Origin of the sequence: Shewanella surugensis (assembly GCF_023284005.1) — a bacterium.
GTDB classification, from domain to species: Bacteria; Pseudomonadota; Gammaproteobacteria; order Enterobacterales; family Shewanellaceae; genus Shewanella; species Shewanella surugensis.
Genome location: NZ_JAKIKS010000046.1, coordinates 1 through 12,367 on the forward strand (window position 1 = coordinate 1; position 12,367 = coordinate 12,367).

Sequence of the window (12,367 nt, forward strand, 5' to 3'; positions counted from 1 at the left end):
GCCGTCTCCCCACAGTAATGACCATGAACACAGCGTTGCAACTCATTAGAGATAGCTTTATTACTTCGTTTTAAGTGTTTAGCAATACTTCTGCCGCTTAGATTTCGTTTATTTAGCGTTTCAATCTGGTATCTTTCTTTTAAGGTTAGTTGCTTATATTGGTTTTTCATTTGAGAGCCTTGGCCGATTTTGTGAGAGATTGAAGCTTATAGGCAGCTAACCCTCTTTTCTATACCAAAGTGTGTCGGTTATTATGGCAATCTAAGAACTACTATCAATAATTCTTTTTTCATAATATCAATCTCGATCGCTTAAAAGGAATGTTCAATTTAATTTGATACCCTCCTCCTCTTTAGGTTTCACATTAAAATGTAAAACAGCGTAAAACTAAGACTGACTCTGTAAATAGCGTAATGCTTCCATATTATTAGGATATCTCACTAACACCTGTTGATAAGCATTAATCGCATCACCTATTTTATGTTGATGCTGTAAAGCACGACCTAAATACACCCAAGGATCAACAGCCGTTGGAAATTTAACGATGAGTATTCTCGCTTCATCTTCTAACGCCGTCCAATTCTTGTTTTTTTCGCGAGCTTGCATTAAAAACAAATGTGCCTGATAAGACAAAGGACTAGACTCAATGACTTGGCACGAAACCATGGCCACTTCTTTCCAACGATTTAACCGACTTAACGGTGACAACAAAGCAATTTGAGCATCAATAGATTCAGGGTTCAACTTGATCACTTTTCGATATTCATCAATCGACTGGCTATAATCTCTTTTTTGATAATGTAGCCAAGCAATACGCATCAAGGTAAATTCATAGGTTGATAATATCGATTCCATCTGCGAGACCCATTCAACCGTTTCCGCTTTATTGCCATTCTGAAACTGTTGCATATCAATATTCACAACCAAACTAGATCCGTTCAATTCTGTCTCAGGTAAACGAATAGCCTCAATGGCTTTATCATAAAGACCTTGGGATTCAAATAAATATGAAGCACTCCAGTCTTGTTCTACAGACCAACAATGAAAAGATAAAATGAGCAAAATTAAAGCTGACATTTTTTTATTCATAACTGTATGTTACATCACCATTTTTTAGAGTATTGTAAGAATAGAAACGTACCACTATAATCACTGCCTGAAGTCGACAGTTCATATTCACTATAAGCTAACGCCAGCGATAAATGGCTTTGATTCGGCAACGCCCATTCAGCCCCCGCCCTAATATATTGCTTTTGTATCTGACTTAAATTAGCAATAACTAACGTATCGGGATCGACAGCTAACAATCTATCTCCTAAGGTAAAAGCAAAATAAATATTATCTGGCGATAACAAAGAATAAGCAGATAACCAATGTTTAACCAAAAAGTCAGCAGAAAAGTAACGCCGATCAAAAGACTGGCTTTCAATGTCATATAACCTAACTTGCCCCCAATTCGCTGGGCCAAACAAACTGCCCCCAACAGATATATCATATTGATATACTTCTATATTTAAATCATAATCTGATTTTGAATAATGAATATCGCCATACAGATTTTGCTCATAGCTCATGTAGCGGAGAATGCCGCCCATATACGTTAAGCCCCCCAAAGCACTGTCAGATAAATTGCCGCCAATTTTAGAAAATTGCACACTCGGTGTGAGTGTGCCATTCACAGAATCAACGAAATAATGACTCGAGACTTCAAATTGAAAGGCATCTTGATATAAAGTATTGTTGTAATCATCACTATCAAAAGCAATCCCTGATCGGCTATAGCCTACACTGATATCATAATCATCTAAGTATTTAAATTTACTTTTAATACCATAGCCATTTAAGTCATCTTTTATGGTGTCACCACTATAGATCCCCGTTAAATAGCTTACTGCGATCTCTCCAGACCAAGGTATTTCATCAGCACTAACAGGCATACCAGCTCCTATCAACACCATAAAACTACCCACTAAGCGCCTTAATAGGTAATCCATAACTCTTTCTCTTCAAAATTATTAAACGATTGATATTGTTTTATATAATATGGCCATCTGAATTCCATCGCTTTCAACTGCGGATTATAAATAGCAGTATACAATGTCCCTAAGCCATGATCGTAATCGGTAGAAAAAAGTGGGGCATATTCAAATGCATTAATGAAAGAATCTATGGTGACCAGTGGATCATAAAGCTTTTCAATCAACTCTTGTTTACGCTCATGAGAATTTGAAAACATCGCATAATTAGATAGCTCAAATCCCCCCTGATGATTCACGGCTAATGGGATATGAGATACTATTGGTGCAATGAATGGCGATAACTCAACGGTTTTTATATTAAAATTAGCATCTAGCAAGGTTACATTATAAGTCAAATTAACGGGAATTCGCCGTAATACGGCCACCGCTTCTTCGGTCGTTTTACAGTACTCTAAAATGTATCTTAAAATGATAGAAATACTAAATCCTTTCCCCGTACGGCTTCGCCCACCAAAAGACCATGATACGGATAAACCATGTTCATTCATTCCATCAAGCACGCCCCAAAGCCCATCAGTTGACGCAATCACTTGCGTCTGATCCCAGCAGCTTTTTAGAATGCGTGCTTCAAATAATTCAGGAGAATTATCAAAATTTTTGACCAACACAGGATTGTAACGCATCCATACCGCCTGAGAACCTCCGCTCACATAAGGCGTTGGGCAATAAAAACTCAATAACCTAGCATCAATATCATCCGCTTTAGTCAACGCTAACAAATGCTCCCAGAGAGGTAACAATTCAGGCATATGTTCTTGTAAGGCATTCTTACAACTCATAAAAGAAGGACGATTTAACTCTCCTTCTTTTAAAAACCATTGCTTGTAACTGCCTTTTGCTTCGTTATAAAAAGCCAGCCACTTCACACTCGGTTTATCTTCATCTATGAATTGAAAACGTTTGGCTCTGTTCGGATTCATGACGCATCCTCGATATCACTATCCGCGTAAGAGGCCCCTTTAAGTGAACTACTCGAATTGTAACGTTCAACCAGTATTTCCTCTTCTTCTGTTAACTCTCTATAGGTAAAACGTGCTTGCAAGGCATCAATTAATTTTGCAGCGCTACCGGTCAACTCTTTTTCTGCTGATTGTAATCTAAAGTGAGTAAACACAATCGCCAGATCTGCCCCCTTATAAGCATATTCAGCAGAGCCCATAATACGCATAATGAACACTTCATCTTCAGCCAATGCTTGACGTCTATCATGATGTTTAGCCATAAGCGTTAATTCATCACCAACAAGCTTATAAACACCTGATTCTGGAGCGGCGGTAATGATTTTTAAACCTGAATGAGTATATTTAAAAATTACTTGTCCGCTAGTGGAAATAGCCCCCTCTTTTAAGGCTAATTGATTATACTCACTAGGGTTTATATCAAACGCTATATCGGAATATTCTAATAAATGAAATAAAAATAATGGCACGGTTTTATAACAAAAATCGGACATATTTGTCATCGCACTGATCCCTGTGATCCGAGGATTCAGCTCACCTAAATACAAATCACCTGTATCCAAATCAATGAGGTAATCGACTTCAAAATAACCTTTATATCCCCTCTCATAGAGTGTATTGCCTAAGTTCTCAGTCATTTGTTGTGCTTGATGACGAATGGAATCAGAAAAGGCCTCTTGATAGAGCTCATTGCCACACCAACCTCCTTGGTAAGGCGTTAGGGCTGATAAACCGACTAATTCCGTCATTAAAGGGCCCACAAATGTCCCTGCTCGTGTTGCACAAGCCTCTATGGCCGTTCCAGCACAGCGGATCTGCTTCATTATTTTGACTTGTTCTTCAGATTCTATTTCTTCAGCAACCTTTTCATATTCAGACTCATTTGAGATAAAATAAGTCGTTTTACCTGAATCACCATAAGCACTTTGTACCACTAAACGCTCACCTAACTGATGCTCATCCGCAATAGCCCTTAACATCTCATAGCTACTGACTTTCTCTAATGCATTAGGCACACTCGCAACACCGGCTTGATTACCAATTTCTGTCGTCGTGATCTTATTATCTATTTTTTTCACTAAATGGTTCGGAGGCAGGCACACTTGTAAATCAAGTGAGCGACACGTTTCTTCCAACGTTCTATCAAAAAATAAAAATAATGCTTTCGCTTGAGGATCTTGTGTCTCTAACGCTTGCCAATTCGATTTATCTTTTTCAATTTGACTCACCACATCTTTATGACCCAATAAAAAATCATTCACTGACTCTATACTGTCAAAGACAGGTGTCCCCACTTTACTGGGTAACATGACGCTATCATTTGATTTATCATAACAGTCAATGAAGTTAATATTGGTCCAATGCTTCACCCATTGTTCTAAATTCATCAAATTAAAATTGGTTGAGCTAATAAAATAATGAGGTGTATCTAATGTAGCAAAATAGTTTTTAACGTCATCAATCGAACGGATCTTAGCATTAACACTCATACTTAACCTTTACTTCTAAAAAATATTATAGGGACTCGAGATAACCTTGAGTAAAGACTTTTAGTCCCACTGCAGGGTTGTAACCGTGAATTTCTTTTATTCGCATTTTTTGCAAATACAATAAAATATCGTAAGTGATCATTTGGCCAGGCACGAGAACAGGAAAACCGGGAGGATAAGGTGTCACAAAAGAGGCCGAAACTAACTTGCACTCATTCATAACTTGTTTAATCATATCGGTATCGACTGGAACAAATTCTATTTGTTGCTCATCAAAAGCGGCATAATAAGCGCGGCGCATATCGACAGTGGAAAAATGTTCCCCCGAATAAGGCACAAAAGCATCATGATAATCCCGATGTAAAGGTAAACTAATAACCTGCTCAGACTGAACCGAATCACTTGCTTGCCCGCTTAACTCAGAATCAGATAAACGATTGGCAATCTCACTTAATACTTTAATCAAATAATCAATGGTTGAATCATTAGCCCCAATATTAACAATAAAGAGAACCGTTTTTCTCGATGTTTTATTAACTTGAATATCATATTTATTGATCAATAATTCTCGAAAAATAGTGCCATCCATTCCCGTCTTACTAATATCAACCGTCACTTTAGTTGGATCAACAACAAAATCAGACTGCCCCCAAGTTTTAGGCATATCAGCATAGCGATAACAATGGCTCGTTATATCTTGAGATAAACGGCTATTATCAGCTTGCGGGCTCAGATCTCTATATTCCGTAGGAATAAGCGCATCATCGCCTAACACTGAAAAATATTGCTTTAATACAGTATGTTGAGATATTCTTTGTCGTAATTGAGTGGCCAGTCGAATAGCACGTTTGACTCTCTCATAGCCTTCTAAACTGACTTGACGTCTACCCGCATCGAGTGATGCGATAATTTGATAGTTAGGCGATGTGGACGTATGCATACGATATGCTTCAAGAAACAATTCTTTGTTATATTGTTCATCAAAAATATGCAACATTGACCCCTGCCTAAAAGACGTTAATGTTTTATGCGTTGATTGTGTCGAATACACTCTCACTTTAACCAATTCAGGATCAGGCATAAGAGGAATGTTGACTAATAAATCATGATCCTCCTCTTCATCACTCGCAAGAATATCACCATATTCTTTCAGCCATACTTGATACTCTCCTTGATAGTCAGCTTGATGTAATGAGGTTTTGAGAAAATTAGCCACACTCATTGCCGTTCGATGTTCATATAGGGGATTAAAATAAGCAAAAGCAAACCAAGCCTCATCCCAATGAAAAATAATATCTGGCTTAATGGCTAAAATATCCAACATATAACGTTTTGTATTATAAATAACCCCATCAAAAGTTGAATTTGTCAGGGTGATCTGTTTAACCCGGTGCAACTGTCCTTGCTTGCGTAAATCCAACAATACTTTTTTAATACGCTTTAAGGGGACGGCACCATATAAATCTAACTCATTAAGCGGATAGGTTTCTAAAAATAGTGGGTAGGCCCCAGACAGCATAATGGCGTAAGGAATTGACTTATGACAATCAGCCGCTGTTAAGACAATATCCCCAGGCTCTAAATTCGCCTGCATCACAATTTTATTCGACGTTGAAGTCCCATTAGTGACGAAGTAGGTTTCTTTTGATCGAAAGGCTCTCGACGCTTTAAAGTGAGCCTGTTTAATCGCTCCTTTAGGATCCAATAAAGAGTCCATTCCACCTTGAGTTGAAGACGTCTCAGCAAGAAACGTATTTGCACCATAAAAATGCAACATGTCAGTGATCCAATGAGAATCCTTTAACGACTGCCCTCTAGACAAAGGCAAAGCATGAAATACTCCCTTGGGTTTTTTACTGTACGTTCTTAACGCATCGAAAAAAGGCGTCGAATATCGATCTCTAATACCACTTAAAATAGTGTGATGTAATTCTTGAAAAGGCTCCACATGAAACAGTACGCGATCAAACTGCTCTCGGATCCTTGCATCGATACCAACAAGTGCCAGTTCACTGATCATATAATGAGACACTTCAGGCCTTAACGTTTGTAAAGCCGTTTTTAACCCCGTGAGCGGTTCTTCTAAAATCTTATTTAAATCAATATAGTGATTGATGAAGTCAGCATATTCTTCATTAAAAGTATCAAAAACACTATTTATTTGATAGCCGTACACGTATACACACGCTTGAATACTGGGGTTTGCTAAAATGGCTACCAGTGCATCTTCAGCGCTGCTAACAAGTAAAATATCATAAATGAACTCATCTCTTTCTGACTTATACATCGCTAAACTATTACGATAAATAGCTTCGTAATCAGCCGGATTAGGATGAATCACTAATACCTCGAAATAGGTTTTAGTGATTGAGCGACGACTCCCTTTCCCTTGTAATTCAGTATCATCAATAACAATGGGGCGATCGAGATCGGATAGATTCGTTTTAAAAGGCACAAAGCTCTGACGTCTATATTCTAATGTTTGTAATTGTCCATAAGTGTTATGACAAAGCTGATAGAACAATTCAAATTGGCGAGTATGAAAATAATGTTTCAACTGCAACATGACACCATAACCGGGATATGCCCAAAACCGTTCAATTTCAAAAAGATATGATAATACACTTTCTATACTCGTTAAATTTTCACAAGCATGAGATTGCTCGCAATATTCAGATAGACAATCCATTAATCGCCAGCTTTCAAGCCTTTTGGCTTCAATATCAAACGCCGTTAAACCATTATTTTCAATTTGATGACGCATAAAATATTATCACCCTTTAAACTGACTGATTTGAGACAAGACTTCTTTTGCAGAAACATTTTCAGGTTCAAGAACAAGTAATAAGGATAAAATCTCTTTTGTCTTTTTATAATCTTTTTGTTGAAACTTTAATAAACCATATTCAAGTAAAAAAGTCGTATCATCAGGGTAAACATCTAACATTTTCTTATCTATCTCTGCAGCAGTGTCGTATTTTTTATTCTGTCTTAATGCATAACTTAAATATAAATTTGCATAATAATTATATAAATCTTTTTTTATAATGGAATAACCTATTTCTTCAGTACTATCAAAGTATTCCTTTATATTTGATATTCTCATCATTCCTAGTTGAGGAGAGAATGCATCAGGATATATTTTTTTAGCTGCCAAATAATGGAACTTCGAATTGGCGAAGTTTCCTTGAAGATAATACAAATAACCAAACCTCAAATTTAAAATATAATCCTTTGGTGATTTATTATAAAGTGTACTCAAACTATTTATCGCATTCTTATAATCCCCTACCCTCTCATAGCTATAGGATTTAAAATAAGACAACTTTTGAGATTCATCATTAGCAGCATTAGCTGCATTAGCAGCATTAGCAGCATTAGCAGCATTAGCAGCATTAGCAGCATTAGCAGCATTAGCAGCATTAGCAGCATTAGCAGCATTAGCATTAAAACTTAAAAACAATAAGATTATTGCCGTTGAGATACAGCGTACATATTTCATTTTTAAAATATCCTAGAACGTTAATTAATAATTAGACTGACGTTTCAACTCTATATTATCGACTTTCACTGACTTGAATTTCAAATAAGCATCAAGCTCTATTTTTGTTGTATTTTTTATTTTGAAAAAATCATTATAAACACAACCTTCTATTTGTGTTTCAGAAACAAATTTATAATGGGCTTTAGTCGATATTTTTGAAGGACTAAATGCATTTAAAAACGCACTCAAGCCACCATTAAAGTAGCCGAGGAAAGTCATGTTAGATATATTATCACTCCAACATAGTTTACGTTGATAAGTCAGTGGAACAGACGGTAGTGCAAGATAAATACACTTCAAATAAGGATCATTCCCCTCCAAATGATAGATAAAGAAAGTCCCTGCATATTTTCCAAAATATAACTTAGCATCGCCTCTAGAGAAATAAAAAGTACTATCCGGTGCCATTCTGACAACAAAAGTCACTTCATCTATTTTTTCGCCATCCTTATACACGCTATAAGTTAATGTCTCATCCAAAATAAAAGTCGTTAATTGTTCATGAAAAGCTGTCGGTAAGACCGAACTCACCAAAGCCGATTCATCAGGTAAGCCATGAGCATGGTATTGATCTTCTTTTCGATAGTGAACAAAAGTGAAAGGTAATGTCTCTGAACCCATAAAGGCCGTCGCTTGCACCTGAAGATGTATATGAGGTTGAGGTGAATATCCTGAGTTACCACATGAACCTAAGTGAGCCCCAGGTTCAACCCACTGACCTTCAAACACAATAATACTCTCTTTTGCAAAATGTGATATTTCAACAAAATAACCGCGCTCATCATGAATAATAATCAAGTTTCCCCAATTATTAATGGTATCAACAGCGCCTATTGGATTATCCATTAAGTGTGTCACCACTTTAATCACTCGCCCACGAACAGGTGATAATACCGGTTGACCAAAAGCATAATAATCTTCTAATCGAGTGCCCTTATTTTTATAGGTATTATTAGCCTCATCAGTAATGACAAAATCATAAGCATAACGCCAAAAACCTTGATGTGTCCACTGTCCGTTAAACCCTTGCCAAACAGACCAAACTCCAGAAAAAGGCAAAGATAAGGTAATAAAAGTATTTGCAAAACGATCTTTAGCCGTTAAGTAATGATCTAATGTTTCTTCTGGGCTGGAACGAAATACAGTAGGTCTTAGAGGGTAACCCACAACGCCTAATACATAGACAAAAGATAACGTGATAAGCGTAAAGGGTAAGGTAAAAACAGGGATCCCATATTGAGCCCAAAACACATTGACAGCATTGATTAATAATGTCGATAAGGCGACACCAATAGCCGCCAAAATTAAACTTTTAGGTGATGGGATATTAAAGACACAACCAATGGCGATCGCTATAAGAATATAGTTAAAGTTATTCATATTATTTAATGATTGTTCCCATGAACCATTAAATAATGAGTTTATTCCACAACCTAATAAAAACCCTAATATAGCCAACATCAATACCAGCCGAGATTTAAATAATATCAACCCTGAAATTAGTACTCCCGTAATAACATTAGGCATAAACACAATAGATCCCATAGATTTAAAAAATGCATTAACAAACCCAGGTAAAAAAACAAAGTCATTATAAATTGTACTAGTGTATAGCCCTTTTACATATAGATTACTCAATCTTGCACTTGCTAGATAGACTAAACTACTAATAATGACAAAAGGAATACTAAGAACTTGGAGGCCTAAATAATGATAAAATATATTAGCAAGAAAAACTGTTAATAAAAATGATAAAATACTGGCCATCGCAATGATACTTAATGTCAGTATATTTATCTCAAACAAGTATCCGATAGCCAAACCAGATAATAAAGGATTGTAAGTATAAAAGCCGGACTTCAAATACTCTTTATTGAATCCAATAAAGTAAGCAAATGCATAAGCAACAATAATAGAAAACAACCCCGACAATGCAGTATTGTAATTAATGAGCCCCACAATAAAAAGCAATATTCCAGATGCTTTTCCTCGAATAAAAAAAACATCAGAATAACTATTCAACATCGAGTCCATATAAGCAGGCAAACGCCATTTTTTAATATCAATAGTTATCATTTTGTTTCTTTATCATCTCGAATAACTTCTTTTCAGAATATTAAGAAGGCTAAATATAATGCAGAGACAATATTCCTTATAGAAGTGATTCTCAATATCAATTAAGTAAAGCAAAAAAAACTAACGTCAAGAACCGTCAAGCCTATCGGAAGAGTTTAAATGATTGTTTTTTATTATTATAAATTAGGATTATTAAGTTAATTAAATACTGTAACTGTACTTTTAATTTCAAAATAATTATACAGTTACCATCCAAATTAATAACCCTCACAATTCCCATATCCTCATGAAAAAAAAGAATTTTAACTGAAAATTAAAGTCACTTTTTGATATCTTTTTACTTTTATGATAATCGAGATTAAATTACGGCCAACCAGAGTTAAGTCAAATTAAATATCTAAGCGCCTCATTTAAAACCCATTCACTTCCTGCTGAGTGCTGGCATTATTGTCGATATAAAGAGGAGAACTCTTAGTAATAGCCTGCTATTACTAAGAATTCCAGCACACAGATAAGGGCAAAAATAGTGGGATTAAGCGACGCGACTTAAACTGAGTTCAGATTATTTATACAAGGCAGAGCTTTTGAAGTGTCTTTGTTCTCGACTTAGGTTCAAACGTCGTTCTACCTTCCCCATTATCCATGGGGTCGGCGATGACGCAGTAAAAAAATAGCCATAAATACTTTCGATATAGAATCACTATTAACGTCAAACATCCGCGAACCACCAAGCTTTTAATCCCAGCTGAATCCTGCATCTTGAAGTATCACGGCTATATCAGGATCGATTGCTGTAAGCGATAGACTTTTCTTTTTGTTGTAGGCCACTGCCCTGCGTAACCTTAGCCAGATCAAAACCAAGTTAACGCAATACTAATAATGAAGCCTGAAATAATTAACTGCATCAAACAAAACCCCATAATATCTCGAGCCTTTAAGCCCGCAATCGCTAGAATAGGTAATGCCCAGAAAGGTTGGATCATATTAGTCCAAGCATCCCCCCAAGCCACTCCCATCGCTACCCGCGCAATATCGGCATTAAGCAATTTCGCTACTGGCAACACAACCGGGGCTTGCACAGCCCACTGACCCCCGCCAGAGGGAACAAACATATTCACAACCCCAGCACTTAAAAAACTCCAAAAAGGTAACGTCTCCGCATCAGCAATAGCGACAAATCCTTGAGAAATACTGACGGCCAACCCAGAGTGGGTCATAACAGCCATAATGCCAGCATAAAAAGGAAATTGTATAATGATCCCCGCGCCCCCTTTTACAGCTTCATTAAGGCTATCCAACAAACTTCTGGGTGTTTTATGTAAAATAATCGCAACAGAAAGAAATAAGAAATTAATAATATTTAAATTAATCCCTCCTCCCTGAAAAAAAAAGTAATAACCCAAATAAACCAACCCCGCAGCACCGATTAAATAAGCCAATACTCGACTATTTTCTAAGCGTTCCGCAGGACGAGTGATATCCACAGGTGTGATATCTTTCTCTATCAGTTTATCTTCATCGATAAAAAAGCAGTCTTCTTCCTTAGGCATCATCCCACGATTAACCAAAGGAACAACAATAAATAAAATGCCCACTAATGCTAAATTAAAACCAGAAAAAATAGTCTCACTGGTACTGATGATCCCAATTGATGATTCGGAAAAATTCCCCGGCGTAGCAATCGTTAACGGAATAGACCCCGACAAGCCCCCGTGCCAAACTAAAAACCCAGAATATACGCTCGCGATAAGCAATCGATAATCTACTTTCACTTTACGAGCAAGGGCTTTAGCAAATAAAACACCGACAACAAGTCCAAACCCCCAATTAATCCAACTCGCAAACAAAGAAACAAAAGTGACTAAGAGTATGGCTTGAGGTGCTGTCTTCGCTAAACAAGCAATACCATTGAGCCCTTTTTTTATCAATGGGCTACTCGCTAAAATAAAACCAACAATGAGCACTAGGAGCATTTGCATTGAAAACGTCAACAAGCCCCAAAAACCATTACCCCAATATTCAATCACTTCAATTAGGGATTTTTGTTCAAAAACAATAGCGGCTATAATCACAACTAGACTAAGAATTAACACAAAAATATACGGATCAGGTAAATAGCGATCGACCAGTTTTACTAGTGGTCTAGCTGCATTAGTTAACATAGTTATCCCCAGTGAAGAGTAATTAACACTCGCAAAGTCAGAAAGAGTGACTTATGATTTTCACTCAATATTGATATGAAAAACAGCCAAAAAAAAG

General features: G+C 36.7%; 9 protein-coding genes. All 9 read right to left on the bottom strand.

Features of this window, described 5'->3' with window-relative positions; genetic code table 11:
* Positions 1 to 170: helix-turn-helix domain-containing protein (locus L2764_RS12830; RefSeq protein WP_248940687.1), on the bottom strand; the 170-nt coding region annotated here is incomplete at its 3' end.
* Positions 171 to 387: 217 nt separating this feature from the next.
* Positions 388 to 1,077, bottom strand: coding sequence for a tetratricopeptide repeat protein (locus L2764_RS12835; RefSeq protein ID WP_248940655.1), 690 nt, complete (start codon positions 1,075 to 1,077; stop codon positions 388 to 390).
* A 26-nt stretch (positions 1,078 to 1,103) separates the two neighbouring features.
* Positions 1,104 to 1,994, bottom strand: a complete 891-nt coding sequence (locus tag L2764_RS12840) for a hypothetical protein (protein ID WP_248940656.1) — start codon at positions 1,992 to 1,994, stop codon at positions 1,104 to 1,106.
* Positions 1,979 to 2,959: a C45 family autoproteolytic acyltransferase/hydrolase gene (locus L2764_RS12845; protein ID WP_248940657.1), complete on the bottom strand. Its 981-nt coding sequence runs from the start codon at positions 2,957 to 2,959 to the stop codon at positions 1,979 to 1,981. Before L2764_RS12845 ends, L2764_RS12840 begins: the two co-directional genes overlap by 16 nt.
* Positions 2,956 to 4,488, bottom strand: a complete 1,533-nt coding sequence (locus L2764_RS12850) for a hypothetical protein (protein ID WP_248940658.1) — start codon at positions 4,486 to 4,488, stop codon at positions 2,956 to 2,958. Before L2764_RS12850 ends, L2764_RS12845 begins: the two co-directional genes overlap by 4 nt.
* A gap of 25 nt (positions 4,489 to 4,513) precedes the next feature.
* Positions 4,514 to 7,252, bottom strand: coding sequence for an aminotransferase class I/II-fold pyridoxal phosphate-dependent enzyme (locus L2764_RS12855; RefSeq protein WP_248940659.1), 2,739 nt, complete (start codon positions 7,250 to 7,252; stop codon positions 4,514 to 4,516).
* A 9-nt stretch (positions 7,253 to 7,261) separates the two neighbouring features.
* Entirely contained in the window at positions 7,262 to 7,990 is a 729-nt protein-coding gene (locus L2764_RS12860; RefSeq protein WP_248940660.1) for a tetratricopeptide repeat protein, read from the bottom strand.
* Between the two features lie 24 nt (positions 7,991 to 8,014).
* Positions 8,015 to 10,108, bottom strand: a complete 2,094-nt coding sequence (locus L2764_RS12865; protein ID WP_248940661.1) for an urea transporter — start codon at positions 10,106 to 10,108, stop codon at positions 8,015 to 8,017.
* Between the two features lie 851 nt (positions 10,109 to 10,959).
* On the bottom strand, positions 10,960 to 12,270 hold the full coding sequence (locus L2764_RS12870) for a short-chain fatty acid transporter (RefSeq protein ID WP_248940662.1): 1,311 nt from the start codon (positions 12,268 to 12,270) through the stop codon (positions 10,960 to 10,962).
* Positions 12,271 to 12,367 lie beyond the last annotated feature (97 nt).